At 65.0% G+C, this 24,648-nt stretch carries 25 protein-coding genes; 10 read left to right on the top strand and 15 right to left on the bottom strand.

The genetic code is table 11. The features are described 5' to 3' along the window. Nucleotides 1–60: 60 nt before the first annotated feature. From FGF80_RS05640 to glpA, 4 genes are all read right to left on the bottom strand, one after another. Nucleotides 61–1,227: a Cdc6/Cdc18 family protein gene (locus tag FGF80_RS05640; protein ID WP_006186112.1), complete on the bottom strand. Its 1,167-nt coding sequence runs from the start codon at nucleotides 1,225–1,227 to the stop codon at nucleotides 61–63. After that, nucleotides 1,227–2,558: an anaerobic glycerol-3-phosphate dehydrogenase subunit C gene (locus FGF80_RS05635; protein ID WP_006186113.1), complete on the bottom strand. Its 1,332-nt coding sequence runs from the start codon at nucleotides 2,556–2,558 to the stop codon at nucleotides 1,227–1,229. The genes FGF80_RS05640 and FGF80_RS05635 overlap by 1 nt, the downstream gene beginning before the upstream one ends. A gap of 84 nt (nucleotides 2,559–2,642) precedes the next feature. Next, the gene (gene glpB, locus FGF80_RS05630) at nucleotides 2,643–3,947 is read right to left on the bottom strand and encodes a glycerol-3-phosphate dehydrogenase subunit GlpB (protein ID WP_138652720.1); all 1,305 of its coding nucleotides are present in this window, start codon (nucleotides 3,945–3,947) and stop codon (nucleotides 2,643–2,645) included. After that, a complete protein-coding gene (gene glpA, locus FGF80_RS05625; protein WP_138652718.1) occupies nucleotides 3,948–5,657 on the bottom strand; it encodes an anaerobic glycerol-3-phosphate dehydrogenase subunit GlpA in 1,710 nt (569 codons plus the stop codon). It lies immediately after the preceding gene. 304 nt (nucleotides 5,658–5,961) lie between these two features. Between glpA and glpK the strand changes: the two genes are divergently transcribed. Both glpK and FGF80_RS05615 read left to right on the top strand, forming a co-directional pair. Further along, entirely contained in the window at nucleotides 5,962–7,503 is a 1,542-nt protein-coding gene (gene glpK / locus FGF80_RS05620; protein ID WP_006186116.1) for a glycerol kinase GlpK, read from the top strand. 2 nt (nucleotides 7,504–7,505) lie between these two features. Next, on the top strand, nucleotides 7,506–8,582 hold the full coding sequence (locus FGF80_RS05615) for a hypothetical protein (RefSeq protein WP_138652716.1): 1,077 nt from the start codon (nucleotides 7,506–7,508) through the stop codon (nucleotides 8,580–8,582). Nucleotides 8,583–9,427: 845 nt separating this feature from the next. Here FGF80_RS05615 and FGF80_RS05610 read toward each other — a convergent pair. Continuing rightward, nucleotides 9,428–9,889, bottom strand: a complete 462-nt coding sequence (locus FGF80_RS05610; protein WP_006186119.1) for a pyridoxamine 5'-phosphate oxidase family protein — start codon at nucleotides 9,887–9,889, stop codon at nucleotides 9,428–9,430. 207 nt (nucleotides 9,890–10,096) lie between these two features. On the opposite strand from FGF80_RS05610, the gene FGF80_RS05605 reads away from it, so the two are divergent. The 4 genes from FGF80_RS05605 (at nucleotide 10,097) to FGF80_RS05590 (ending at nucleotide 13,573) form a co-directional block, all read left to right on the top strand. Beyond that, on the top strand, nucleotides 10,097–10,762 hold the full coding sequence (locus tag FGF80_RS05605; RefSeq protein WP_138652714.1) for an AIM24 family protein: 666 nt from the start codon (nucleotides 10,097–10,099) through the stop codon (nucleotides 10,760–10,762). A gap of 69 nt (nucleotides 10,763–10,831) precedes the next feature. Continuing rightward, complete coding sequence (locus FGF80_RS05600; RefSeq protein WP_006186121.1) at nucleotides 10,832–12,217, top strand: sodium/calcium exchanger membrane region; 1,386 nt, start codon at nucleotides 10,832–10,834, stop codon at nucleotides 12,215–12,217. A gap of 49 nt (nucleotides 12,218–12,266) precedes the next feature. After that, the gene (locus FGF80_RS05595; protein ID WP_138655482.1) at nucleotides 12,267–12,998 is read left to right on the top strand and encodes a hypothetical protein; all 732 of its coding nucleotides are present in this window, start codon (nucleotides 12,267–12,269) and stop codon (nucleotides 12,996–12,998) included. Between the two features lie 68 nt (nucleotides 12,999–13,066). Then, the gene (locus FGF80_RS05590; protein ID WP_138652712.1) at nucleotides 13,067–13,573 is read left to right on the top strand and encodes a DUF2391 family protein; all 507 of its coding nucleotides are present in this window, start codon (nucleotides 13,067–13,069) and stop codon (nucleotides 13,571–13,573) included. 69 nt (nucleotides 13,574–13,642) lie between these two features. Here the strand turns inward: FGF80_RS05590 and FGF80_RS05585 are convergent, their stop codons facing one another. Continuing rightward, nucleotides 13,643–14,479, bottom strand: coding sequence for a GNAT family N-acetyltransferase (locus tag FGF80_RS05585; protein ID WP_138652710.1), 837 nt, complete (start codon nucleotides 14,477–14,479; stop codon nucleotides 13,643–13,645). A gap of 401 nt (nucleotides 14,480–14,880) precedes the next feature. Between FGF80_RS05585 and FGF80_RS05580 the strand changes: the two genes are divergently transcribed. Further along, a complete protein-coding gene (locus FGF80_RS05580; protein WP_238705368.1) occupies nucleotides 14,881–15,462 on the top strand; it encodes an IS6 family transposase in 582 nt (193 codons plus the stop codon). A 231-nt stretch (nucleotides 15,463–15,693) separates the two neighbouring features. Then, the gene (locus FGF80_RS19065; protein WP_175416990.1) at nucleotides 15,694–15,912 is read left to right on the top strand and encodes a hypothetical protein; all 219 of its coding nucleotides are present in this window, start codon (nucleotides 15,694–15,696) and stop codon (nucleotides 15,910–15,912) included. A 98-nt stretch (nucleotides 15,913–16,010) separates the two neighbouring features. Here FGF80_RS19065 and FGF80_RS05570 read toward each other — a convergent pair whose 3' ends face one another. The 3 genes from FGF80_RS05570 to FGF80_RS05560 all read right to left on the bottom strand — a co-directional run bounded on the left by FGF80_RS05570 (nucleotide 16,011) and on the right by FGF80_RS05560 (nucleotide 18,493). Continuing rightward, a complete protein-coding gene (locus tag FGF80_RS05570; RefSeq protein ID WP_138652708.1) occupies nucleotides 16,011–16,433 on the bottom strand; it encodes a universal stress protein in 423 nt (140 codons plus the stop codon). A gap of 97 nt (nucleotides 16,434–16,530) precedes the next feature. Next, complete coding sequence (locus tag FGF80_RS05565; RefSeq protein ID WP_138652706.1) at nucleotides 16,531–18,192, bottom strand: acyl-CoA synthetase; 1,662 nt, start codon at nucleotides 18,190–18,192, stop codon at nucleotides 16,531–16,533. A 79-nt stretch (nucleotides 18,193–18,271) separates the two neighbouring features. Then, nucleotides 18,272–18,493, bottom strand: coding sequence for a hypothetical protein (locus tag FGF80_RS05560; RefSeq protein WP_006186128.1), 222 nt, complete (start codon nucleotides 18,491–18,493; stop codon nucleotides 18,272–18,274). 129 nt (nucleotides 18,494–18,622) lie between these two features. Between FGF80_RS05560 and FGF80_RS05555 the strand changes: the two genes are divergently transcribed. Next, nucleotides 18,623–19,162 carry a Rieske (2Fe-2S) protein gene (locus FGF80_RS05555; RefSeq protein ID WP_138652704.1) on the top strand — a complete coding sequence of 180 codons (540 nt, stop codon included), beginning with the start codon at nucleotides 18,623–18,625 and terminating at the stop codon, nucleotides 19,160–19,162. Between the two features lie 33 nt (nucleotides 19,163–19,195). On the opposite strand, the gene FGF80_RS05550 is transcribed toward FGF80_RS05555, so the two are convergent. The 3 genes from FGF80_RS05550 to FGF80_RS05545 all read right to left on the bottom strand — a co-directional run bounded on the left by FGF80_RS05550 (nucleotide 19,196) and on the right by FGF80_RS05545 (nucleotide 20,681). Beyond that, on the bottom strand, nucleotides 19,196–20,077 hold the full coding sequence (locus FGF80_RS05550) for a TIGR01548 family HAD-type hydrolase (protein ID WP_138652702.1): 882 nt from the start codon (nucleotides 20,075–20,077) through the stop codon (nucleotides 19,196–19,198). Nucleotides 20,078–20,139: 62 nt separating this feature from the next. Continuing rightward, on the bottom strand, nucleotides 20,140–20,280 hold the full coding sequence (locus tag FGF80_RS19060; RefSeq protein ID WP_175416989.1) for a hypothetical protein: 141 nt from the start codon (nucleotides 20,278–20,280) through the stop codon (nucleotides 20,140–20,142). After that, the gene (locus tag FGF80_RS05545; protein WP_269150344.1) at nucleotides 20,277–20,681 is read right to left on the bottom strand and encodes a UPF0146 family protein; all 405 of its coding nucleotides are present in this window, start codon (nucleotides 20,679–20,681) and stop codon (nucleotides 20,277–20,279) included. Before FGF80_RS05545 ends, FGF80_RS19060 begins: the two co-directional genes overlap by 4 nt. A gap of 39 nt (nucleotides 20,682–20,720) precedes the next feature. On the opposite strand from FGF80_RS05545, the gene FGF80_RS05540 reads away from it, so the two are divergent. Continuing rightward, the gene (locus FGF80_RS05540) at nucleotides 20,721–21,242 is read left to right on the top strand and encodes an archaemetzincin family Zn-dependent metalloprotease (RefSeq protein ID WP_006186132.1); all 522 of its coding nucleotides are present in this window, start codon (nucleotides 20,721–20,723) and stop codon (nucleotides 21,240–21,242) included. A gap of 53 nt (nucleotides 21,243–21,295) precedes the next feature. Here FGF80_RS05540 and FGF80_RS05535 read toward each other — a convergent pair whose 3' ends face one another. The 3 genes from FGF80_RS05535 to FGF80_RS05525 form a co-directional block, all read right to left on the bottom strand. Then, nucleotides 21,296–23,110 (bottom strand): ribosome biogenesis/translation initiation ATPase RLI, encoded by a 1,815-nt coding sequence (locus FGF80_RS05535; protein WP_006186133.1) that lies wholly within the window; start codon nucleotides 23,108–23,110, stop codon nucleotides 21,296–21,298. Between the two features lies 1 nt (nucleotide 23,111). Further along, complete coding sequence (locus tag FGF80_RS05530; RefSeq protein WP_006186134.1) at nucleotides 23,112–23,429, bottom strand: EMC6-like membrane protein; 318 nt, start codon at nucleotides 23,427–23,429, stop codon at nucleotides 23,112–23,114. 117 nt (nucleotides 23,430–23,546) lie between these two features. Continuing rightward, the gene (locus tag FGF80_RS05525; RefSeq protein ID WP_138652699.1) at nucleotides 23,547–24,647 is read right to left on the bottom strand and encodes a hypothetical protein; all 1,101 of its coding nucleotides are present in this window, start codon (nucleotides 24,645–24,647) and stop codon (nucleotides 23,547–23,549) included. Nucleotide 24,648: the final 1 nt, after the last annotated feature.

Genomic DNA, 24,648 nt, shown 5'->3' with positions numbered 1-24,648 from the left:
CCGACAAAATAGATTGCCCATCCGCCGAGACTCCGCCTCGCGCTCGCTGATGGGGGTCGCTCACAGCGATTCCAGCCCGATCGGGCTCAATGCTCGGAACGCGATCGTCGGAAACCGGACCGCGACCGTGCTCGGCCGGCGACCGCTACCGTTGTTGGCCGTCGAGAGCGGGAGCCGTTCGATGACGCCACGGTCGGCGAGTTCGTAGAGGAACCGCTTGACCGTCCCGGTGGTCAGCGACGACCGATCCGCGATCGCGGTCGCGATCTCGCGAATCGACCGCTCGCCCGGTCCGATATCGACCAGTTCTATCAGCACTCGCTGGCGGGTCTTGGAAAGCGCGAGCGCTCGGCTCACGTGGACGCCGTCGTCGGGCACGTCGGCCCACGCTCGCTCGAGATGGGCCGGCTCGATCCGGTCCGCATCGGTTTCGCTCGCGAGGACGGCCGCCCCGAACAGGGCCGCGAGCGCGTCGTGTGCGTTCCCGTCGGCCCAACCGGCGAGTTCCCGAACGGCATCGTGATCGAGCACGCCGGCGGCCAGCCCCGTCGAGGCACGGTCGGTCACGATGTCGACGAGTTCGTGGTCGCGGTAGGTGGGAACGGTGACCGTGGGGCCTCGATGGTCGTCGGGCGCTCGCTGTCCGACCGCGACGGTGGCGGTACAGTCCTCGACCGGTGCCAGCAGTTCGTGGACGCGCTCGGCGCTGAGCGTCTCCGGTTCGTCGTGGTGGTCGATCGCGACGATTGCGCGACGATCGGTGCGGGCGAGCCTGTCGGACAGACGCTCGCGCAAGTCGTCGGTCCCGACGCCGCTCTCGGGGACCCGCTCGTTCGAGATTCCCGACAGGACGGCCCGATAGAACGCGAACGGGCTCTCGACGTGGCGGCCGTCGACGGTGACGAACCACGTAACCGGCTCGGTGCTCCCGCCCCGCGTCGTCGTGGCAATCGTCCGGTCCGAGCCGCCGAACTGCTGGTTCAACGCGTCGAACAGCGCCGTCACGATCGCGGAGGTGCCCGCTCCCGACGGCCCGACTACCGCGACTGGCGGCGGGAGTTCGCCGTCGAAGACCGCCTCGAGCGCGTCGAGGAGTTGCTCTAGGACGGGGCCGCGACCGACCGGCTCCGGCCGGTGGACGACCGGGCTGAGTTGGTCGCGGTCGACGACGACGCGCGAGCCCCGTCGCGCCGACCGCCGACGAGCGATACGCTCCTGTAAATCCATTACTGTGCGGCCGCCTCCGTCCGGTCCCCGACGAGCGCCGCCTCGAGCACTTCGAGGGTGTGTGAGATCTCGTAGCCGGTTCCGTGTTCCATCTGCATCGAACAGGTCGGACACTCCGTGAGTCCCGTGTTCGCCTCCGACTCTTCCATGTGGTCGAACATTTCCTCCCCGATTTTCATGGAGGTTTCGTAATTCTCCGCCTTCCAGCCATACGTGCCGGAAATACCCGAACAGGAGTCGCCGACGTCGTGGGCTGCGACGCCGTCGATAGGGGCCAACACTTCCGTCGTCTGGCCGTCGAGCCCCTGATTGCGGGCGTGACACGGCGCGTGGTAGGCGAAGTCGTCGAACTCGTCGACCGAGGTTCCCTCGAGTTCGCCTTCGAGGTCCTCGTGAACCCGGAGATACTCGACGGCGTCCCAGGTGTTTTCCGCGACCGCCTCGGTCCCCTCGAAGTCGAACAGTTCGGGATACTCCTGGCGCAGCGACATCGAACAGGAGCTACAGGAGGCGACGATATCCGCGCCGTCCTCGAGCGCCGCGGCGAGTTCCCGCACGTTCGTCTCGGCCGACCGGCGTGCGTCCTCGAGCATCCCGTTGGCGAACATCGGCGTCCCCGAGCAGTGCTGGTCGGGGACCATGATCTCGTAGCCGAAGTGTTCGTAGACGCGGACCAGCGCCTTGGCTACCTCGGGGGTGTTGTAGTTCGAATAGCAGCCGTGGAAGTACGCGATCCGCTTGTCGGGATTGTCGACGTTTGCACCGCCGCGCTTCGTCCACCACTCGCGGAACGTTTCGGTCGCGAACTCGGGGAACTCCCGCTCGCCGGTAATGCCGAGGAGTTTCTCGCCGAGCCACTGGGTCGCCGACAGTCCCATCACGAAGTTCGTCGTCCGCGGGAACATCGATCCCAGCGGGGCGAGCCGGCGGTAGTTCGCGAGGATGCGATTGCGGACGTACTCCCGCGAGAACTTGTTCATCTGTTCCTCGACATACTCCCCTCGAGCGGTGTTGTGCATCTGCGACAGGGGGACGTCGGAGGGACAGGCGCTGTCACAGCGCATGCAGTTCGAGCACTTCATCACGGAGTCGTCGATATCCTGGTCGTCCTGACGTTTGAGTCGCCACTGCTCGGGTCCCTGGAACTTCGGGCCGGGGAACTCGTCGTCGACCTCTGCGACCGGACAGTTGGTGTCGCAGGTCGAACACTTGTAGCAGTTGTCCGCGCCCGGCCGGAGGTCCATCTCCTCGGCTTCAGGGAAGACCTGAATCGGTTCGAACTCGTCGTCGCCCGGTACGCCGTCGTCGGTCGGTTGTTCTGCGTCACTCATGGAATCACGTCGATCGCTCCGTCGCCGTCGCTTGTGTGGGTCGTTCGATGGTCGATGCCACTCCGCGTGCGGGCCGGTCGGCGGTCATCGACATCCCTCCGCGGCGCGTCGGCCGGCGACGTAGCCCGTCGCGAGCGAGACGCCGCTGCCGGATTTCTCGGCCGCGAAGTCGTACCCGCCCAGCACCGCACCGGCCGCGCGCAGGTTCGAAAACTCCGGGTCGTCGCCGGCGTCGAGCGGCCTGAGGTCGCGGTCGACCGGCAGGCCGAACCGCGCGTACGGCTGGTCGCCAAAGACATCGTCGACGAACCAGTCGTAGCGGTCCGCCGGCTGGGGGACGTGACAGTCGAAGAGCGGCTCGAACACCCCGTCGCGCTCCGACTGCACCCCCTTCCCGACCAGCCCCCCCGTCGCGAGGACGTACTGGGTCGCACGATGGGGGACCTCGGCCCCGTTGCGATCGACGACGACGCGGTCGATCCGTTCGGGGTCGGTCGCGTTCGTCCCCTCGCCGTCGGTCTCGTAGTCGACGACCGGTACGCCGGTCGTTACCCGGACGCCCGCCGCCTCGAGCGCCTCGTAGAGCAGGTCTTCGAGGCGGATGCCGGGCAGGCTCGGCGGCCCCATCGGGACCTCGAAGACGTCGACGCCGAGCCGGTCGCCGAGGTCGGCCCTGACCGCGTCGGCGCGGTCGTCACCGAGCACGGCGGGGAAGCCGACGCGGGCCTCCCCCTCGAGATGCGTGCGGACGGTTTCGGCGAGCGCCTCGCGAGCGGTGGTCTCGCCGGCCGGCGTCTCGACGGTTTCGTCGTGATCGAGGAGGTGTGCGTACCGCGTGACCTTCGCGTCGTCCCGGACGATACCGGGAAACCGAACCGTGACGCCACGGGCGGTAAAGGGCGCGCCGGCCGCCTCGAGATGTGATGCCGCGAGCGGGGCCTCGAAGTCGGGCAGCGTCTCGAAGCCGACGAGCAGTGCGTCGCGGTCGTCGCTCGCCAGGCCGGCCGCCGTCGAGGTCGGATACCGCGCGGTCGGCTTGACGGTGCCGCCGTGGGTCGGGACGAGCGCGTTCGCGTCCGTGTGCGCGCCGGCGTAGGCGTCGCCGACGATCCCGTCGAAGAACGCGAGGGCCTCGCGGACCGCCTCGCTGCCGACGCGTTCGTAGGGATGGCCCGTGGGGAGGTCGTCGAGGGCCTCGAAGGGGTCCACGAGCGGGCCGTCACCGGCCGGCGTGTAGCCCAGGATGTCGATCAGTCCGCTGGCGTTGCGAAGCGTGCTCTGTCTGTACGAGACGAGTCGAACCTGTACGTCCCGCTCCGCGGCGGCGAGCGCGGCGGTCGTTCCGGCGAGTCCGCCGCCGACAACGAGGACATCGTCCTCGATCGCCATTCAATCGGCCCCCTGGGTCCCGTCGACCCGATCGCTCGCCGCCCGGCCGCCGTCGAATGCCGCGAAGTCGACGTCTCCCGTCGCGCTTGCGGGATCGTGATCGCGGTTCATCGTCGTCGCGTGGAGCGCGTAGTTGAGCATCGCTTGCGAGAGCTGTTCGCCCCACAGCGCGTGACGCTCGCCCTTCCAGCGCTCCTGAAAGAGTTCGTCGAGCGCCTCGCGAACCGTCTCCTCGTCGTACGTCGGATGGAGTTCGTTCGCCATGTTCTGGCAGCAGAAGCCGCCCTGGCAGTTGCCCATCGAGGCCCGCGTCCGGATGCGAACCGCGTTCAGGTCCGATCCAGACTGCGAGATCGCGTCCCGAATCTCCGCGCGGGTCACGCCCTCACACTGGCAGATCACCGGGTTCGGTTCGTCCGTCTCGAGCACCTCGCTTGCCCGGCTCCCCAACCGTTGCGTGCTCCGGCGGGCCACCGGGGAGCGCAGCCCGAAGTCGTCCATCCCCGCCTCGAGCGTCTCGATGTTCTCGCTGCCCGGCAGGGGCTCGTCCGCGGTCGAACACGAGGCGGTCACCCCGAGTTTGTCACAGACGTGGTCGGCGATCTCCTCGGCCATCGCCCGGTAGGTGGTGAACTTGCCGCCGACGATGCTGGACATCCCCGCCACGCCGTCGCGGTCGGCGTGATCGAGCAGGAAGAAGTCCCGCGTGATGTCGGTCGGGTCCTGCGTGCCGGTTCCCGGCGGCTCGTAGAGCGGGCGGACGCCCCAGAACGAGCGGATGGTACGGGCCTCCTCGAGGATCGGCACCAGTTCCGAGAGCGTGTCGATCATCTGGTCGACCTCCCACTGCTCCTCGGGGTAGTCGTCGGGGTCGGGGACTTCTTCGTCGGTCGTCCCGAGGATCGCCGTCGTCTCGTGGGGGACGATGATGTCGGCGTCGCCCTTCGGCCGGCAGCGGTTGATGACGGTGTCGACCTGCCGGACGTTCATGATCGTCATGACGCCCTTCGAAGGGCGAACCTCGATCTCGAGGTCGGCCATCGCGCCGATCTGTCCGGCCCACGCGCCGGTCGCGTTGACCACGTAGTCCGCGGTGATCTCCTCGGTGGTGCCGGGCGAAGCGTGCGTGCGCTTGCCGGGACCGGACTCGTGTCGCACCTCGACGCCGTAGATGTCGTCGCCGTCGCGCAGGAGGTCGACCACCTCGGCGTGGGTCTCGACCCGCGCGCCGTGGTTCTCGGCGTCGATGGCGTTCGCGACGCAGAGCCGGAACGGGTCGACCGCGCCGTCGGGGACCTCGATCGCGCGCGCCACGTCGTCCGCGAGGTACGGTTCGACCTCGCGGGCTTCCCTCCCGGAGAGCACGCGGGCGGGAATTCCACACTCCCGGCAGCCCTCGAGTTTCTCCTGAAAGTATTCGTCCGAGTCCTCGGGTCGCTGGACGAACAGCCCGCCGGTTTCCTCGACGCAGTGGCCGGCGATATCCCGAAGGATTTCGTTTTCCTCGATACATTCCGTCGCGCTGGCCTGGTCGGAGACGGCGTACCGCCCGCCGCTGTGCAACAGGCCGTGCATCCGACCGGTCGTTCCGTCCGTGAGGTTCCCCCGCTCGACGAGCGTGACTTCGAGGCCGCGCATCGCCAGGTCGCGGGCGATGCCACAGCCGGTCGAGCCACCGCCGAGAACGAGGACCTCGGTATCCCGTGGCATTCTGTCACTACCCTCTACGGACACCTCCATCTTTATTTTATCGGCGATCCGATAACGGCCATAACAATTGATGAGTTTCGAACGGCGCGCGTTTCGATCGGGGGGTCGAACGCCCGACTGCGCTGCGGCCGATGTCGTAAATTCGTCGAAAACGGCTATTTCAGATAGTCTGGAAGACGATTGCCACTCCCCCTTATGAAACATAACTTATGGATTTGAAAACATTTATAATGATCGTAGGAGTTGTTTACCAGTAGCACGCTTCCACCAGTAAATCGGCCCGTGGGAGTATGGGTGACCACCTATGACAGCTAATACCTATGTCGGTGCGGTTGACCAGGGAACGACCGGCACGCGCTTCATCGTGTTCGATCACGAGGGGCAAGTCGTCGCGAACGCGTACGAGAAACACGAACAGATCTATCCGGAACCCGGCTGGGTCGAGCACGACCCGACCGAAATCTGGGAGAACACCAAAGACGTCATTCGACGGGCGCTCGGACAGGCGGGCGTTAGCCCCGACCAACTCGAGGCCATCGGGGTGACCAATCAGCGGGAGACGACGTTGCTGTGGGACGCCGACTCCGGTCGGCCGGTCCACAACGCCATCGTCTGGCAGGACCGTCGAACGACCGACCGCGTCGAACAACTCGAGGCGGACGGCTTCGTCGAGACCATCCGCGAGAAGACCGGGCTCGAGGCCGACGCCTACTTCTCGGCGACGAAAGCCGAGTGGCTGCTCGACAACGCCGACCCGATCAAACTCGAGCGCTCCCGGCCGGAGGACATCCGCGACCGCGCGGAGAAAGGCGAGGTTCTCTTCGGGACCATCGACACGTGGCTGATCTACAACCTCACGGGTGAGCACATCACCGAAGTCACGAACGCCTCGCGGACGATGCTGTACAACATCCATGATCTCGAGTGGGACGACGACCTCCTCGCGGAGTTCGACGTTCCCGAGGAGATGCTTCCGGAGGTCCGCCCCTCGAGCGACGACGAGACCTACGGCTCGACCGATCCGGATGGGTTCCTCGAAGCCGAGGTCCCGGTCGCGGGCGCGCTCGGCGATCAACAGGCGGCCCTGTTCGGCCAGACCTGTTTCGACGCCGGCGACGCGAAGAATACCTACGGCACCGGCTCGTTCTTCCTGATGAACACCGGCGACGAGGCCGTCGAGTCCGATCACGGCCTGCTGACGACGATCGGCTTCCAGCGCTCGGGAGAAGACGTCCAGTACGCACTCGAGGGATCGATCTTCATCACCGGCGCGGCGATCGAGTGGCTCGAGGACATGTCGCTGATCGATAACCCCGCCCAGACGGCGGAGCTCGCCCGTAGCGTCGACTCGACGGACGGCGTCTACGTCGTCCCCGCCTTCACCGGACTGGGCGCACCCCACTGGGACCAGCGCGCACGCGGCACCATCGTCGGGATGACCCGCGGTACCCGGAAGGAACACGTCGTTCGCGCGACTCTCGAGTCGATCGCCTACCAGACCCGGGACGTGGCCGAGGCCATGGAAGCCGACTCGGGTATCGAGATGACTTCGCTGAAGGTCGACGGCGGCGCGGTCAAGAACAACTTCCTCTGTCAACTGCAGTCCGACATCATCGGCTCGGAGATCGTCCGCCCGGTCGTCGACGAGACGACGGCGCTCGGCTCCGCGTACGCGGCCGGCCTCGCCGTCGGGTACTGGAGCGATCCCGACGAGTTGCGGAGCAACTGGCAGGTCGACGCGGAGTTCGAACCGAAGATGGATCCGGCGGTCGCGGACCAGCGGTACGATCGGTGGTCGGACGCCGTCGAACGATCGCGTGACTGGGCGCGGGACGGGGAGGAGTAACCATGATAGAGGTGCTACTGCAGGTTCCCGTCATCGGCATGGAGTTCGAGCAGTTCGCCGTGCTGTTCATCGCCGCCCTCGCCGGCGGCGCGTTCGGCGCGGCCCTCGGCGCGCTGCCCTCGTTCGTCTTCACGGGGTTCGTGGTCTTCCTCGGCGAAGGGATCGCCATTCTGCAACGAGAGATCGGTAGTAGCCTCGATGTCGCCGGAGCAGGGAATATCGCCACCGGTGTTACCGGGACGATCGGCTTCGGCGCGGTCACCGGTCCGCACATCGCCTTCGCCGGCGGCGTCGCCGCGACGGCCTACGCCGGCCGGAAGTATCCCGAGATGGAACCCGACGACTGGGACTACCACTTCGGGAAGGACATCCTGTACGCGTTCGGCACCAAACCCGATATCCTCGCGGTCGGTGCGATCTTCGGCGTCGTCGGGATGTTCGTCACCCAGGTGATGGACGGCCTGGGATTCCCGACGGATAACATCGCACTCTCGGTCGTCGCCACGGCGTTCCTCGCCCGCATCGTGTTCGGCTACCCGATCGTCGGCAAGGCCGGCGGCTCGAGCCTCCTTGACATGTCGCCGTTCGAGCGCGAAGAAATGCGCGTGGCGGCCGACGGCGGTACCGAGACCGATCGATTGGCGACCGAACCCTGGCTGCCACACCAGTACAAGTGGTCCGGCGTGACCGCGATCGGTCTCGTCGGCGGTATCCTCGGCGGCTTCATCTGGCTCAAGACGGGGAGCATCTTCATGGGCTATGCGATTTCCGCGATGAGCCTGCTGTTCCTCAACCTCGGGGTGGAGAAGATTCCGGTCACCCATCATATCACGCTGCTGGGCGCTGTCGGTGCGGTGATCGCGATGCCGGCCATCGGCAGCGAGCCGGCCGCCCTGCTCGTCGCCGGTGCGTTCGGCGCGATCAGCGGTCTCATCGGCGAACTGAGTCAGCGCGTGTTCTACTCCCACTCCGGGACGCACGTCGACCCGCCGGCGATGGCCATCGCGGCGTTCATGTTCGTGCTCGGACTCCTGTATCTGGCCGGGCTGTTGCCCAACGCGGGCTACCTCGGCCTGTGATGTCGGTTTCGTCCCACAGCTAACATCGTGGGATTTCGCCTCGCCACCGCTGTAACGGGGATACTTGTAGCCGCTGCAAGCCACGACGTACCTGATCGCACAGCCGTCGTGTGAGCAGTGTCTCGATCGGTCCAGTTGTTCCGATAGCGGCCGTGCTCACCGGGGCGGTGTTTTCGCACCCTGAATACGCTGAGATGACTTTACGGGGTTCGTCCCCACTGCGGTAAGCACGGGGATAGTCGATGGATGAAGCGACCCAGGAGGAAGTCAACGAGGCGATTCGACGACTCGAAGCAGACGCGGATTCCGACGAGATCGTCATCGCGGATGGATAGCTGTGTCACCAGGGGATAGCGCCGCAAACTCACAGCGCCCCGTACGCCACCGGCGCAGTTCTCCGGTTGACACACCGCACTCGAGAGGGGATAACGGGGACGACGCAGATCGATGAAACGCCGTTGAACGCGTAACCGACTTCTGCAACGGTATCAACACGAAAGCCGTGTGAGCCCCGCGACGGTCCGAAGTGAGACACGAGTCAGTCGGCTCTCCGTTTTTGACCGGCTTCTGACATCGTTCGGAACGCTCGAGCAGGTAGCGGTGGTACGAGATCTGGTATGATTATACACCTGTTTTTTACTCACCTTCAACGCAGTGGGTACGGTCGCGTCCGTACAGCGGTACGGAAACATCGCTCGTCGGATCAGGGTATGGTGATCGGTATCTGCCACCGGGACGATATCCCGCTACAGTCAAATCGAGCACCGCCGGTCGGTTCCAGCGTCGGTCTCGAGTCATCGACCGGACCGATCCCGTCGGACGGTGGGGCGGCAGTCCGAGCAGCCTCACTCGGTCGTCGCGTCCGAGTCGTCCCCCATCCGATCGCTGTAGTCCCAACTGTAGATCGCTCGTGGCTCAATCCGGATCGCGACCTCCTCGCGGTCCTCGGCGAGCAACCACTCGGCGAGCGGGGAGTCCGTGTCCCCGAGGTAGCGCTCGACGAGGTCCCGCAGGACCGGCTTCCCGTCGGGTTCGATTTCGGCGGTCCCGGTCCCCCTGATCCCGCGGTAGGGGATGTCGTTCGTCGAGACATCGAGCCCGATCTCCGGGTCGTTCCGGAGGAATCGAACCACGTCCGCGTTCGCCTGCGTCGCACATTCGAGTACGCCGTCGCGATAGCGAACCCACAGGGTGACGAGCCACAGCGATCCGTCCGGCCGCCGAGTGCCGAGCCGAATCGGGATCGTCGTCTCCCGGAGGAAAGTCTCGACGTCGGCTTCGGTCCAGGCGCCGCGGAAGTCGGTCATATCGGGGACGTTCGGAACGCAGTCTAAAAAAGCTCGACCCAACGGCTGCCCCGTCGCTGGATCGGCGCTCTCTGTCCGTCCTCCGGAACCGAACGGCCAGCCGACGACGTGAACGGAAACCCGAAACACATCGGCAGCAAATCGAATATGAGTAGCTATTTTCCGTCCCCGTCCGACGAGGTCGGTAGAGCAGCCGCTCGAGCGATCATGAATATCGACGACTTCGTCAGTACCAACGAGCCGACGGACGACGGCGAACAGTTCCAACTCGAGAACGACAAGCTACTCGATGTCGCGCTCGACGGATCGGTGATCGCGAAGGCCGGTTCGATGATCGCCCACGACGGCGACATCTCCTTCGAGGGGCAGTCCTCCGCCGAAGGCGGCATCACCGGCTTCCTCAAGGAGGCGACGACGGGAGAGGGAACGCCCGTGATGGAAGCCACCGGGACAGGTCACCTCTATCTCGCGGATCAGGAGAAAAAGATCCAACTCCTCGAACTCGAGGCTGGCCAGTCGGTTTCGGTCAACGGGAACGACGTGCTCGCGTTCGAGTCGAGCGTGACCTACGAGATCCGGACCGTCGAGAGCATCGCCGGCTTCTCGGCCGGCGGCATGACCAACGTCTTCCTCGAGGGGCCGGGAACCATCGCGATTACGACCCACGGCGAGCCGCTGGTCCTGCGCCCACCGGTCAGAACCGACCCCAGTGCGACCGTCGCCTGGAGCGGGACGACACCCGACAGCCACGTCGACAGCGTGCTCTCGAATCTGATCGGACAGTCGTCCGACGAGACCTATCAGCTCGAGTTTACGGGCTCGGATGGGTTCGTCGTCGTTCAGCCGTACGAGGAGACCACTCCACAGCAGTAGCAGGCAGCATCGACATCGCACCGTACCACGTATGCCCGCTCGACCAGTACGCGTTCCTAGACGATTTCCATGAGACGACGAGCGCTCGGCGCGATATCGGCCGCAGTCGCACTGACGGTCCCCTGGCTCGCCATCGTGGGAGCGACCGACGGTCTCCCCTGGCTCGCGGCGGCCGCGGGACTCGAGTATCAAGCACCGGCTGCACTCCGGACGGTGTCGACGCTCTGGACGGTTCTCCTGACCGGGCTCACAGTCCTCGGCGCTTCGTTTCTGCTCGCATGGGCCGCTGAGACCGCCGAGAAAGACGTTCCGCAAGCGTTCGCGATCGCGGTACTTGCCGTGTTAGCGGTCGCACCCGAGTATGCGGTCGACGCGCTCTACGCCTGGAACGCGGGCGTGTTCGCGGGCACCGAACGCGGGGTCGAGGCTGGCAACCTGGCCGTCGCCAACATGACCGGTGCGAACCGGATTCTTATCGGCATCGGCTGGGCCGGTGTCGCGCTCTTTACCGTCTTCCGTCGGGGGTCGTCGACCGATCCCTCCGTCGAGAACCGACCGGGCTTCCTCTCGGACGTCGTGATCCTGGACCGGGAGATCGGTCTCGAGATCGTGTTCCTGTTGCTCGCGACGCTCTGGGCGTTCCTCGTCCCGCTCAACGGCGGGATCGACGTCCTCGACATGCTGTTTCTGGTCGGGCTCTACGTCTGTTACATCGCGGTGATCCTCCGGGACGAGGTCGAACCCGAGACGGACCACGTCGGCGTCCCGGCGTCCCTCCAGCGCTTTTCGAAGCCGGGCCGGATCGCCACCGTCCTCGTGCTCTTTGCCTACTCCGGCGCGATGATCTTCACCGCCGTCGAACCCTTCGCTCACGGGCTCGAACACCTCGGCGAGAGCGCCGGCATTCCCTCCTTTTTCATGATCCAGTGGATCGCGCCGCTGGCCTCCGAAGCGCCGGAGCTCATCGTCGTCATCTACCTGGTGAACAAGGCGCGCTCGACCGCCGGCTTCAACGCCCTGATCTCCTCGAAGCTCAACCAGTGGACGCTGCTGATCGGGACGTTGGTCATCGTCCACTCGCTCGCGCTGGGAGAGTACGGCGTGCTCGCGTTCGATTTCAAGCAGTCGGCGGAGATCTGGCTGACCGCCGCCCAGTCCTTCTTCGCCATCGCCCTCCTGATCAGGTTCGAAATCTCCGTCGGGGAGGCGGGTACGCTGCTCGGCCTATTCCTCTCGCAGGTCTTCCTCGAGTTCGCCATCATCCGTGACCTCGTCGCATTGCCGATCTCGAGCACCGACCTCCTGCTCGTCTACACCGGGATTTACGTCGTCCTCGGAACGGCGCTGTTCGTCAGTCGTCGCCGGGCGTTCGGCCGGCTCCTCCGACGAACCGCGGGGACGATCGGTGACGCGATGTCGGCCGGTGGCGAACACTCCCACGGCGCTGACGACTGAATCGGCCGGCCACAGGCCTACGTTCGTGACCGTGGTACCATCGGTATCGATGCTCTCGAGCGATCTCCTTCGGCCCGATACGGTGGCCATCCACGTCGCCGTGATCGTCCTCGCAGCGGTCCCCCTCGTTGCCGGCCGGCTCGGGGTCGGTGGCCGAGTTCCACGGAGCCGATGGCTGTCGCTGGCCGGCGGCGTCTCGGTCGCGTACGTGTTCGTCCACCTCCTGCCCGATATCGGAGCGGCCGCGGCGACGCTCGCGGAACGGGGAGATCCGGCCGTCTTCGCCGACCACCACGGCTACCTGATCGCCCTGTTCGGCTTCGTCAGCTACTACGGGCTCGAGCAGTTCGTCGGGCGGGCGACCGACAGTGACGGTGAACCGACCGGACTCGGCGTGTTCTGGGTTCACATCGGCTCCTTCGCCGCGTACAATGCGATCATCGGCTACCTCCTGTGGGATCGCGAACTCGGCAGCGTACTCCTGTTTACCGTCGCGATGGCGCTTCACTTCCTCGTCACCGACGACGGCCTCCGAACTGACCACGGCGCGGCGTACCACCACCGCGGTCGATGGGTCCTTTCGGCGGCCGTACTCGTCGGGTTCGGCGGAGGCTACGTTCTCGAGGACACCGAACTCCTCATCGCGGTGTTCGTGCCGTTCCTCTCCGGGGGGATCATCCTCAACGTGATCAAGGAAGAGCTGCCGTCCGACCGCGAGAGCCGGTTCTGGGCGTTCGCTGTGGGCGCAGCGGGATACGCCGCGCTGTTGCTCCTCGTGTGAGCATCGCTCGCCCGACTCGAAGATCGATCGAACGGGAGCGTTTTGTTGTTTCGTTACAATCGTTCGCTATGAAACTTCGACGGCCGCGCCGGCCGCGTGATTTCCGGCTCGCGGACTCGGCCCAGCAGATCGTCGGCGGCTTCCTGCTGGCGGGTCCGTTCGTCGTCACCGAAGAGGTCTGGACCCTCGCGGGAAACATGCACATCCTGCAGGCGCTGTCGATCGTCGCCATCGTCTTCGCGATCGGCTATGCGGCGCTGTACAAGGCGGACACGACCAGGGATATCGACGACGAACAGGAGGTCGCCGGCGTTCCGGTCCGTTTTATCTCACTCATGTGCGTCACCTTCGGCTCGGTGACCGTGCTCGCGCTCCTGTTCGGTGCGCCCGAAACGTTCCTCAAGGACGCCACGACCGCCTGCGATCCCGTCTCCCTGGCTCGCGCCCCCGGACCGTTCCTCGAGAACGCCGCGGCCTCGTGTGGACTCGTGTTGACAACATTCAAGGCAGTGACCGTCGGTTCGGTTTTCAGCGTCGTCGGCGCAGCGACGGCCGACAGCATCTTCGCGAAGTGACGGCCGCTCGGTCCGAGTCGAGGGCACCGCCGCGGACAGAGGGTACGACTGGGCGTGGAAACGGCGAGACTAGAGGTACGAGTCGTCGTACGATTGCTCGGAGCGCTCGGCGTGAGCGTTCCCACACTCGGCACACTCGAGCCGTTCCATGTCGCCCATCGAAACGTCGAGCGAACCGCAGTTCGAACAGTAGAAGCCGTACTGGTTCGCGTGGGCCGCGTCCTCGTAGGTGACGAAAAACGACGCCGCGGTCCCCGACTCCGCCTCGTCGCGGGCGACGTACACCGTTTCGTCGCCGTCGGTCACCGTCAACTGTCCGTCCGTCGTCTCCGTGTCGGGGAACGCTTCGCCCGCCGCGTCCGCCTCGCGGTCCGACTCCGCCGTTCCCGACTCCGTGGGCAGGTCCACGTCGGTATCAGCGTCCGCGTAGACGTACTTCACGAGGGACTCCTCGGCGACCTCGATCCGCCGGTCGCCGTCGTGCTCAAGGCCGAACCGGTCGACGAACCCATGGCCTTCAGTGTTCGCCTCGAGAACAGTGACACAGACGTGGGAAGCGCCACGCTCGCGGAGGGCGTCGCTCGCGGTCTCGTACAGTGTCGTTCCGATCCCCCGGCCGCGGTGTTCGGGATCGACGAACAACCAGTTCACCTCGCCCCACTCGTCCGCGAGGCGGCCTTCGACGAAGCCGGCGATGGCCGTCCCCTCGATTCCGTCGCCGGTTTCGACGACGTACAGCAGGGTGTTCTCGTCGTCGATCTTCGCGGCGATGGCGTCATCGGCGAACTCCTCGTCGGTGATGCCGTCGATCTGTGCCGGACTCAGCCTGAACGAGGCCGTCATCGAACTGTCCACGACCGTTCGAATCCGCTCGGCCTCGTCCGCGTCCGCTTCCCGGATCTCCATATCGGGTAGTCGCCGTCAACCCGGATAAGATGGGTGCCGGCGGGAACAAGTATTCACATGTAGTCGTCCTATCCAAAATATTTGAAGCCAAGTATGGAAGTCACGGACAAGAGTACAGAAACCCCATTATTGCATAAGACAGATAGGCGTCAGCAGGAATGAGAAGGTGTTCAATAGAGTTAAAAATGAGGAACAGTCCCACCAACGAGAAGACCACTTTATACTCCGACCCCACAATTTTATTTATATTTTAGGATCGGGAATAGATTCAGTTCTACGTCACTCTCCAATATGTTAGCCTACCCGTTCAGGTCGTGTTTAGGTAAGCGTGAAAAGTGAGGCAGCACGATTTTCTGGTTCCTATGCCAAAAATCGACCGCCTCAGCGGGTGTAGCGACTAGATCGATTTGAGTGCTGTGGAGCGAGAACGGACACCGCGTCAGCTACTGGAACTCGGTATTCGACTTTATCCTGCAGTATTATCATTTTCGAATGCCATTCTAGAGCTTGAGAAGTTCGGTGTCGAGCGATCGCGCAAGGCTGTGTACGGTTGGGTACAGAAAGCCGATCTACAGCCAGCAACTGACGTGACTCCGAATCACGTTGCGCTCGACGAGACCGTGATTCAAATCGATGATCACCGATATTGGCTGTACACTGCAGTCGATCCTGAAACGAACGAGATCCCCCATATACGGCTGCTCTCGACGACTACGACCGCGTTGACTGAACGGTTTCTGCAAGAACTCACGGAGAAACACGATGTCGAAGACGCTGTGTTTCTCGTCGATGGCGCACAGCATCTCCAGACAGCACTCCGTCGACACGGACTCCGATTTCGATACGAAAAACACGGAAATCGGAATGCTGTTGAGCGTATCTTTAGAGAGATAAAACGCCGCACCTCTTCGTTCCCGAACCGTTTTGGTCACGCTAACCCATCAACCGCAGAATCGTGGCTTCAAGCCTTCGCCGTCTGGTAGAATATTACAAACTAAACACGACCGTACGCCCTGAGAAGAGCATAGGCATGACTTCAGTTGAACTCGAGTACTGCGTACCCTGTGAATTACTTGACCTCGCAATTGACACGCAGACCCGACTCCTGAACGAATTGGGACAAGAGCTGGGCAGTGTCACCCTGACCCCCAACCATTGAGGTGCATTCATTGTGACCGCTGACAGCGAGACCATCTGGGAGAAAGGGGGACACGGTGCTGACCCTGACTTGGAGTTCGTCACACCTCGAAACCTACGGTACAGAGTGGGTTTCAGGTGCCAGTCGCCACTGGCACCTGCTGATGCTGGCCGACAGCCTCCTCGAGTTCGGTGCTGCAGATAGCGCCCGTGGACCGATCCTCGAACGAGCAACTGCGCTCCGCAACGACATCAAACGCTCCGTCCGCGAACGCGTTCAAAACCTTCTGACTTGAGCGCTCAACAGCCCAAACCGTAGCACAGACGAGCTGTTGCACTGAATCGAAGGCATGGTCATCTCACGTGCGACGCCAAGGAACTAGACCGTGCCTATCTAGTCGCCACTTCCACCGGTGACGACCACCGGCCGGTCGGAGCCGAGAATGATCCCCTGAGTAGTACTGCCGAAGATCGCCTTCCCGACGGGCGATCGTTTCCGGCCGCCGAGGACGATCGAATCGACATCGCGGGCCTCGGCCTCGTCGAGAATGTCGTCTTCGGTGTCGCCGCTGTCCTCGAGCACCGTTACCTCGATGCCGGCCTCCTCGAGTGACTCCTGTGCCCGGCGAACGGAGGCGATCCGCGACGCGGACTTGAACTTCTCGAACTCCTGTGGGAGCTCATTGCTGTGGCCGGTGAAGACGAACATAAGGTAGGCTTCGACCGACTCGGCGGCGTTCGGGAGCGATTTGACGTAGTCGGCCTGGGCCAGCGCGCGGTCCTCGTTGGTATCGACGGGTATCAGTACGCGGTACATGGACCCGCATTTGCATGGGTGGGTAATAAAACCGACTCCGAATGCCAGCCTCACGGCGGTCTCCGGGCGGGGAACGATAGCTGTCGATCGCCGCGGCTCACTCCTCGCCGGGTCGGTCGCGCTCTCGCAGGGCGCGACGACGGATCTTGCCGGTCGTCGTGGTCGGCAGCCGCTCGACGAACTCGATGTGTTGGGGGTACTCGTACTCGGCCAGTCGGTCGCGAACCAGGGTCCGAATCTCCGCGCGGAGTCCGTCGGGGTCGTAGTCGTCGGTCGTGGGCTTGACGAAGGCCTTGATCGCCTCGCCGCGGGTGTCGTCCGGAACGCCGACGACGCCCGCCTGTTCGACGGCCCGGTGCGTGAGAATCGCGTCCTCGACCTCCATGGGGCCGACGCGATACCCGCTGGTGAGGATTACGTCGTCGGCCCGCGAATGGAACCAGACGTAGCCGTCCGCGTCACGCTCGACGAGATCGTCGGTCAGGAACCACCCATCCTCGGTCCGCTTGTTCGCCGTCTTCTCCGGCAGGCCATGGTACTCGTCGAAGAAGACCCGCCGATCGCCCGGCTTCACCGCGAGTTCGCCGACCGCACCGCGCTCGAGTCGCTCGCCGGTCTCGGGGTCGAGCACCGCGATCTCGTAGCCGGGGAACGGTTTGCCCATGCTCCCCGGCTGCGTGTCGAACCAGCGCTCGGCGTTGCCGACGACGAGGTTGAGTTCGGTCTGCCCGTAGAATTCGTTGATCGCGACGTCTTCGAACGCCGCGTCGACCCAGTCGACGACCTCAGACGTGAGCGGCTCGCCGGCCGAGGCAATGGTCTCGAGCGAAAGATCGTACCGCGCGTCTGGGTCGTCGACGCCCATCAGCATCCGGAGCGCGGTCGGCGGCATGAAGGTCGCGGTCACGTCGTGACGCTCGAGCAGGGCGTAGACCTCGTCGGGGTCGAACCCGTCGCGGGGCCAGCCGACGACCGGACAGCCGTGGTGCCACGCCGCGAATAGCGTGCCGCCCAGCGCCGCGCCCCACGCCCAGTCCGCCGGGGTCCACAGCGTCGACTCGCCCGCTCGCAGCCCCTGGTCGAAGTAGTTGTACGCCGCCGCGGCCCGCCCGAGCCAGAGCGCGTGGCTATGGCGGACGCCCTTCGGCGGCCCGGTCGAGCCGCTTGTGTACATGATCGCCGTCGGCGTCTCGGGCGTCGAGTCGTAGACGTCGATCCCGGGCTCGTGGGCCGCGAGGAGTTCATCGAACGCGTGGGCCCCGCTCCGGACCGACTCACCGTCGCCGAGTTCGATCACGTGCTCGAGTGCGGGACACGCCGCGCGGATCTCGTCGACGGTCTCCCGGACGCTCGGGTCGACGACGGCGACGGTCGCCTCGCTGTCTTCGAGACGGTACTGGAGCGCATCGCGACCGAAGAGGACGGTCAGCGGTACTGAGACCGCACCGAGCTTCCAGTTCGCGAGATGAGTCAGCGGGTTCTGTGGTTTCTGCGGGATCACGACGCCCACCCGATCGCCGGCCGCGACGCCGAGGTCGGCGAGCGCGGCCGCGAGGCGATCCGATCGCTCGTCAAGGTCGTCGAACGAGTAGGTCTCGAGCCCGGCGTCGGGGGACTCATACTGCAGGGCCGTCCGACTCGTGTCCTCGTGTTTGCGGAGGAAATCGACGGCGGGATTGTACTCGTCGGGGAGGTCCCACGCGAACGCCGCACGGGCGGTCTCGTAGTCGTCGTAGGTCGGCATCACCGTCCAGGCCATGCGGTGGCGTACCGGGGCCAGCACATAGCGTTTTTCGACACGCGCGAAAATCACACCCGGTCGGGCCGGGTACTCCCGATCAGTCCTCTTCGGTCGTCTCCGGTTCGTCCGTCGCGTCCATGTCGGGGTCGCCGTCCGCTTCCGTTTCGCCCGCGACCTCGATCTCCGCTTCGACCTCGATCGAGAGCCCATCGGCCTCGAGTTCGCCCTCGAACTCGCGTTCGTCGCCGACTTCGATCTCGAGTTCGTTCGAGTCCACTTCGACTTCAACCTCCACGTCGACGGTAACGTCGTCGTCCATATCGCCCCTTTCCGGCGGCCGCTATAAAGGAATGTCGCGCGTTTTCGCGGACCGAATCCGCTCGCCCGCGTCCGCATACCCGGACCCTCGGTCCGGAACGCATTTTTAGGCTGGCCGAAAACGAAGGGTATGAGCGATTCCGTGCGAGTGACCCTCGAGAGCACCGACGAATCGAGGGCCGTTCGCATCTACGACGACGAGGGAGACGTGTCGACCGGCGACGCGACGTTTCGATTCAGCGTCGACGGCGGAACCGACGGGGAGTCGGACGATGCGGTCGGCGCTGCGGGGGCCAGTGGCGACGACGACCCCCGCCGTATCGCCCCGCTGGCGGCCGTCCCGACGAACGGGACGCTCCGGTGTGAAGCCCGGCGCGACCGTCGCGGGACGGAACTAATCCTTCGGCGAGAGGGCAGCGAGGTCGCAGCGTGGCGGAACTCGTGTCCGCACAAGCCCGACGTCCGCCTCGATCCGGGGCCGGGGGCGATCGTCCGCGACGATCAGTTGGTGTGTCACGAACACGGCGCGCGCTTCGAGTGCGACGACGGCGTCTGTACGGCGGGACCCTGCCGGGGCGACGCGCTCGACTCGATCGCGGTCGCCGTTCGCGACGGGACCGTCTACCTGACCGACGATCGTTTCGATTCCTGTCGCCGGTTGGACGAGTAGCGCGTCCCCCGCCGTCGCGTCCCCGGCTCGCGACTACGACTCGAGCCACTCGGGCAGGTCGTTTACCGACTCGAGGACGGCAGCCGCACCCTCGCGCTCGTACTTTCGCCGTCCCTCCTCGCCGGTCAGCCCGCCGGTCAGGACGCCGATTCCGCGGTACTCGCGATCGGGGTCTGCCTCGCCGGCGTTACCCGCCGTCCGAACGTCGTCCAGCGTGTCGCCGACGAAGACGACCGCATCGGCCTCGAACCGCTCCGCGAGGGTCGTTAGCGCGTGCGGATGGGGTTTCCCTTCCTCCCAGTCGTCCATCGTGAAGCGGTGCTCGACCGGAACCGCGTCGTCGAGACCGACCCGATCGAGGGCGATCTCGGCCTCGGCTTCCGGCCGGCCGGTCAGGACGCCCACGTCGTAGTCCGCGAGCAGCCGATCGCGGACCGAGCGCTCGATCACCACCGGCTCGTCGTGGATGAATCCCGGCGTATCGCGCTCGAGATCCGGCTCGCCGCCCTCGAGTCCGCGATAGAGTTCGTCGCCCAGGTACAGTTGCTGGAACACGTCGCGCAGTCGGTCGCGGTTCCAGCGGTCGGTCACGCGCTGGGTCGCCCGCGCGCCGATCGCCCCTCGGACGACATCCTCGGCCGCCTCGAGCCCGCCGCCAGCAGCGGCGATCTCGTCGGTAAACGCCTCGAGCGACTCGCCGTACCCTTCTTCGACCGCGAGGATGTAGAGCGCGGCGGCGTGGGTGAGCTCCCAGTCGTTGTTGAACCCGCCCGCGTCCTTGAACTCCTGAATGTCGTCCGCACGAATCGTCCGGCCGTAGACCGCGTCGACGGATTCGACGATCGCCCGCCGGTAGGAGTCGGCGACGTCGACGAGCACGCCGTCGATATCCAGGACGACTGCGTCTGCGTTCATACTCGTGGGAACGGGCCGGCGAGGATAAAGGCGACCGGTATTCGACCGTGGGCGTGCGACGATCAGCGGAACGGCACCGGACCGCCCACGAGCAGGAGCGCCGCGCTTCCCAGTCCGAACGCGTAGAACGCGTCGTCCCACACCCACGAGACGAACGGTGCGACGCCGATGAGGACCAGGTCCCGAAGCGGACGGGCCGTCACCCCGGCGGCCCGCGAGCGACGTACAGCGTCCCCGCTTCAATCGTCACCCGTTCGACCGGCACTGCGGGCTGATCGCCGCCCAACGTCGTAAAGAGGAAGTCGGCGTCAGCCGCTCGAGCAGCCGCCAGCGCCGGCCGGTGGAGTTCCGGCGGCAGATTCCGCGCGTACACCGCGTCCGCGCCGGCATAGACCGACGGATCGGGATCGACGATGTCGTCGCGGACGAACGCCACGCCGTCCGGAACGTCGCGGTCGTGGACATCCGTCGAGGTGACCGACACCCCGCGTTCGGCGAGCGCTCGAGCGAGATCGGCCCGATGGCCGATCCCGACCTCGACGACCTGATCGTACTCGTCAATGTAATCGATCATTGCATCGGGATTCCGGCGCGAGTGGGCCACGGCGGGACGTTTATGACACCCGCGGTCATAGCCCTTGCTATGCTCGTCGATATCGTGCCGGTCGGCAACGTCCCCGCCGAGGTCAAGCGGGCGGCCTCCACCGCGTTGCGATCGGTCTACGACTGCGACGTGTCGGTCAACGACTCGCAGTCGATCCCGAACGGAGCCTACGACTCCGATCGGAACCAGTACTCCGCGGAAACGTTCATCCAACTCGCCGAACGGGTCGGCCGCGGCGAGAAGAATATCGCGATTACGCCACAGGATCTCTTCTACCGGCGACGGAACTACGTCTTCGGGCTCGCCTACCTCGACGGCAGCGGGAGCGTCGTCTCGACGTACCGGCTCCAGACCTCGAGCGACGGCGGCTTCTCGAACCAAAGCGCCGCCGACATCTTCGAGGACCGCGTCCGCAAGGAGATCGTCCACGAGATCGGGCACACCTACGGCCTCGAGCACTGCGATAACAACCGCTGTGTCATGAACTTCTCGCCGACCGTCCGCGAGGTCGACATCAAAGAGGAACACCTCTGTGGCAGCTGTCAGCGCCTGATTAGTTAATCATCGGCGTTCCGCCCGCCGCGATTGCAACGGTTACGACTCGAGTCGACGACCTACGGCGCGTAGTAGTACTCGCCGTCGCTTTTCTGCTGGCGATCCAACTGAGACTCGGGCTTGTTGATCCGCGGTCGGGACGTGCGCTCGTCCCGGCGGAACGTGACCTCGAGGTTCGCGAGGAACTCGTTCATGCCGTCGCGCATGGGCTGGGGCTGGCCGGCGCGACCGTGGACGGCCGGTTCGCCGTCGAAGACCATCAGCCGGTCGGCGAGCAGGTCCATCATGTAGATGTCGTGGTCGATGACCAACACGGTGGCATCCTGCTGTTCGGCGTAGCGGCGGATCGCCTTGGTGGCCTGCACCCGCTGTTCGACGTCGAGGTGTGCGGAGGGCTCGTCGAGCAGGTAGAGGTCGGCCGAATCGGAGAGGCAGGCCGCGATGGCGACTCGCTGGCGCTCGCCGCCGGAGAGATCGGAGAGGTTCTGCTCCATGATCCGCTCGAGTTGGAGTGGCTGTGCAATCTCCGTGTTCCAGTACGAGGAGCCGAACTGGTCGGTGATCGACGAGAGGAACGCGTCGACGCGCATGTGCTGGTCGATGGTGACGTACTGGGGTTTGTACGAGATATCCAGATCGAGATCGGTGTCACCCGCGTCGGACTCGAGGTTGCCGGTCAGCAGTTTCGCGAACGTCGACTTCCCGATCCCGTTGGGACCGACGATGCCCAGCACCTCGTTTTCCCGGATCGTCCCGCCCTCGATATCGAGGCTGAACTCGCCGTCGCCGTAGCTCTTCGTGAGGTCGGGGTACTCCACGAGCGCATCGGCGTGGGTCGCGCTTCGGGGCGCGTGCTCCTCGAACTCGATCGGGTCCGGCCGGATCCGCATGTTCTCGTTCTCGAGATAGCCCGAGAGGTACTCGTTGATCCCGTTGCGGACGGACTTGGGCGAGGTGATCACACCGTAGGCACCCGGCTCACCGTAGGCGACGTGGAGCGTGTCGGCGAGCAGGTCGAGAATCGCGAGGTCGTGTTCGACGACCAGCACCGACTTGTCCGCCTCCTCGGCGAGTTCGCGGATCAGCCGCGCCGCGGTCACGCGCTGTCCGATGTCGAGATACGGCGTCACCTCGTCGAGGAAGTAGAAGTCCGTATCGCGGGCCAGCGTGGCCGCGATGGCGACCCGCTGGAGTTCCCCGCCCGAGAGGTCGTCGATCGATTGCTCCATGACGGGGCCGAGCGAGAGTCGCTCGACGAGGTCGTCGAGCACGCCGCGCTCGTCGGTCCGCTCGAGCAGTTGTCGGGTGTTGCCGTCGAAGCTGTTCGGGATCTGATCGACGTACTGTGGCTTCCGTGCGATCGTGATATCGCCGTCGCGGACGTCGGCGATGTAATCCTGCAGTTCGGTCCCGCGATAGGCTTCGAGGACCTCGTCCCATCCCGGTTCTTCGTCGTGGCGACCGAGGTTGGGCTCGAGTTCGCCGGCCAGGATACGGACGGCGGTCGTCTTCCCGATCCCGTTTGGCCCTAAAATGCCGGTGACCTGCCCCTCCTGTGGTGCCGGGAGCCCGTACAGCGAGAAGGCGTTCTCGCCGTAGCGGTGGACCGGCTCGTCCTGCAGCTCCTGTGGGAGGTTGATGATTTCGATGGCGTCGAAGGGGCACTTCTCGACGCAGATGCCACAGCTCTCGCCCAGACAGATCTCCTCGGAGATGTGGATCTGTTCGGGCTGGCCCTCGTTGGCCTCCTCGCCCCGGAGGGTGATACACTCCTTGCCGGTGCGGTTCGGCGGACAGTAGTTCTTGCACTCGTAGCCACACCGATCCGGCTGGCACCGGTCTAGGTCTACGACGGCGATGCTGTCGTCGGCCATGCTACCCCGTGACCTCCGCGGTCAGCAGGATGCCCCACGTCACGAACCACAGGGAAAAAGTCATGAACGCGATGAACAGGTAGTGTTTCGCCCCGAACTCGTCCTCGCCGTAGATCCCCGAGAGGTTGATGAGGACGTATTGGACGAGGATCGCCCCGAGAACGAACGCGAGCGCCTGCGTGTCCTGTGCCGCCGCCTTTGACAGGCCGACCCAGGTTGCGGATGCCAGCGCTGCACCGACACCCAGTAGCGCGGATAACGCCGTCACGCTGACCGAGCGGATGTGCTCGCGCCGGTCGCTGATCGATTCGGTCGACATAGTCCGAACTCTGTTGTCAGTGGTGAAAAGGGGTTCGCATCGTCGGACACGAATCGCACCCGGGAACCGTTCGCTCGAGCGTTCCGCGCTCGGTATGGACCGTCGCGCGGCACGGCTTCAGCACTCGTCGACCACGGAGCCGGCGGCGAAATCGCCGTTGAACCTGACGTCGCACCCGACGTAGACCGTTCCCTCGGCCGTGACGTCGTCGTTGAACGTCACGGAGTCACCGACGTAGACGTCGCCGCCCGCATCCAGTTCGCCGTCGATTTTGGACCCGCTACCGATATGGATGTCCCCACCGGCACTGATCTCGTCCTGAATCTTCGATCCCGACCCGACGGTGATATCCTCGCTCGCGGTGAGTTCGCCGTTCGCGGTGTAACCGTCCCCAGTGGAGATGCTGCCACCGGCAGTGACCTCCCCGTTGGTTTTGCCGCCGTCGCCGATCGAGACATCGCCACCCGCCTCGACTTCGTCGTTTATCTTGGCGTTGGTCCCGGTCGAGATATCGCCCCTGGCGGAGAGTTCACCGTTTGCGGTGTAGTCGTCGCCGGTGACGATGTCGCCGCCCGCCTCGACTTCGTCGTTCGTTTTTCCACCGGTGCCGATCGAGACGTCGCCGTCTGCCTTGACCTCGTCGTTCGCCTTGCCGTTGTCGCCGATCCAGACAGTCCCCTCGCTGTCGATTTCGTCGTTGGATTTGCCGCCGGCTTCGATGACGGTGTCGTCGTCGCTCGGCTGTCCTGGGGGCGTTCCGGGTTTGCCGCCAGTGCACTCGTAGTCGACCGTGACCGGGAGAGTCGCCTCCCGAACGGTGATCGAACCGTCGTCGCTGATCGCTTCGGCTACGGTGATGATTCCCGAATCAGTGCCGCTCGTCCCCCCGCCGTCGCACGAAACCGTCGCCTGGAGGCTCTCCCCTGCCGCGAGCGTGCCCGACAACTGCCCGTTGACCTGCAAGTCCGGTCCCGTCGTATCCTCGGCCTCGAGAGCGAGTCGCCGTCCCGCATTGTTCTCGATCGAGACCGTCGCTTCGTCACCTGGCCCGTCGAGCGTGAGGTGCGTCGCATCGACACCGATCAACGCGTCACTCCCGCCGACTGCAACGTCGGCTCCCCGATTCGCCGCTAGTGAGCTAAACCCGAACACCGGTCCGGCCAGTAGCACCGCTCCGATGAAGAGGAAAACGACTGCGAGTTTGGTGAACGCGTTCATG

Origin of the sequence: Natrinema pallidum, assembly GCF_005890195.1 — an archaeon.
Lineage (GTDB): Archaea > Halobacteriota > Halobacteria > Halobacteriales > Natrialbaceae > Natrinema > Natrinema pallidum.
The sequence above is the reverse complement of the archived record's forward strand: the minus strand, read 5'-3'. Positions and strand labels throughout refer to the sequence as shown.

Bases quoted from the DNA above. Each gene is read 5' to 3' on its own strand.
- FGF80_RS05635 (WP_006186113.1), bottom strand. From the start codon at position 2,558: ATGAGTGACGCAGAACAACCGACCGACGACGGCGTACCGGGCGACGAC.
- FGF80_RS05540 (WP_006186132.1), top strand. From the start codon at position 20,721: ATGCTCGTCGATATCGTGCCGGTCGGCAACGTCCCCGCCGAGGTCAAG.
- FGF80_RS05535 (WP_006186133.1), bottom strand. From the start codon at position 23,110: ATGGCCGACGACAGCATCGCCGTCGTAGACCTAGACCGGTGCCAGCCG.
- FGF80_RS05615 (WP_138652716.1), top strand. From the start codon at position 7,506: ATGATAGAGGTGCTACTGCAGGTTCCCGTCATCGGCATGGAGTTCGAG.
- FGF80_RS05590 (WP_138652712.1), top strand. From the start codon at position 13,067: ATGAAACTTCGACGGCCGCGCCGGCCGCGTGATTTCCGGCTCGCGGAC.
- FGF80_RS05550 (WP_138652702.1), bottom strand. From the start codon at position 20,077: ATGAACGCAGACGCAGTCGTCCTGGATATCGACGGCGTGCTCGTCGAC.
- FGF80_RS05565 (WP_138652706.1), bottom strand. From the start codon at position 18,192: ATGGCCTGGACGGTGATGCCGACCTACGACGACTACGAGACCGCCCGT.
- glpA (WP_138652718.1), bottom strand. From the start codon at position 5,657: ATGCCACGGGATACCGAGGTCCTCGTTCTCGGCGGTGGCTCGACCGGC.
- FGF80_RS05605 (WP_138652714.1), top strand. From the start codon at position 10,097: ATGAATATCGACGACTTCGTCAGTACCAACGAGCCGACGGACGACGGC.
- FGF80_RS05560 (WP_006186128.1), bottom strand. From the start codon at position 18,493: ATGGACGACGACGTTACCGTCGACGTGGAGGTTGAAGTCGAAGTGGAC.
- FGF80_RS05600 (WP_006186121.1), top strand. From the start codon at position 10,832: ATGAGACGACGAGCGCTCGGCGCGATATCGGCCGCAGTCGCACTGACG.
- glpB (WP_138652720.1), bottom strand. From the start codon at position 3,947: ATGGCGATCGAGGACGATGTCCTCGTTGTCGGCGGCGGACTCGCCGGA.
- FGF80_RS05595 (WP_138655482.1), top strand. From the start codon at position 12,267: ATGCTCTCGAGCGATCTCCTTCGGCCCGATACGGTGGCCATCCACGTC.
- FGF80_RS05610 (WP_006186119.1), bottom strand. From the start codon at position 9,889: ATGACCGACTTCCGCGGCGCCTGGACCGAAGCCGACGTCGAGACTTTC.
- glpK (WP_006186116.1), top strand. From the start codon at position 5,962: ATGACAGCTAATACCTATGTCGGTGCGGTTGACCAGGGAACGACCGGC.
- FGF80_RS05585 (WP_138652710.1), bottom strand. From the start codon at position 14,479: ATGGAGATCCGGGAAGCGGACGCGGACGAGGCCGAGCGGATTCGAACG.
- FGF80_RS05525 (WP_138652699.1), bottom strand. From the start codon at position 24,647: ATGAACGCGTTCACCAAACTCGCAGTCGTTTTCCTCTTCATCGGAGCG.
- FGF80_RS05555 (WP_138652704.1), top strand. From the start codon at position 18,623: ATGAGCGATTCCGTGCGAGTGACCCTCGAGAGCACCGACGAATCGAGG.
- FGF80_RS05530 (WP_006186134.1), bottom strand. From the start codon at position 23,429: ATGTCGACCGAATCGATCAGCGACCGGCGCGAGCACATCCGCTCGGTC.
- FGF80_RS05640 (WP_006186112.1), bottom strand. From the start codon at position 1,227: ATGGATTTACAGGAGCGTATCGCTCGTCGGCGGTCGGCGCGACGGGGC.
- FGF80_RS05570 (WP_138652708.1), bottom strand. From the start codon at position 16,433: ATGTACCGCGTACTGATACCCGTCGATACCAACGAGGACCGCGCGCTG.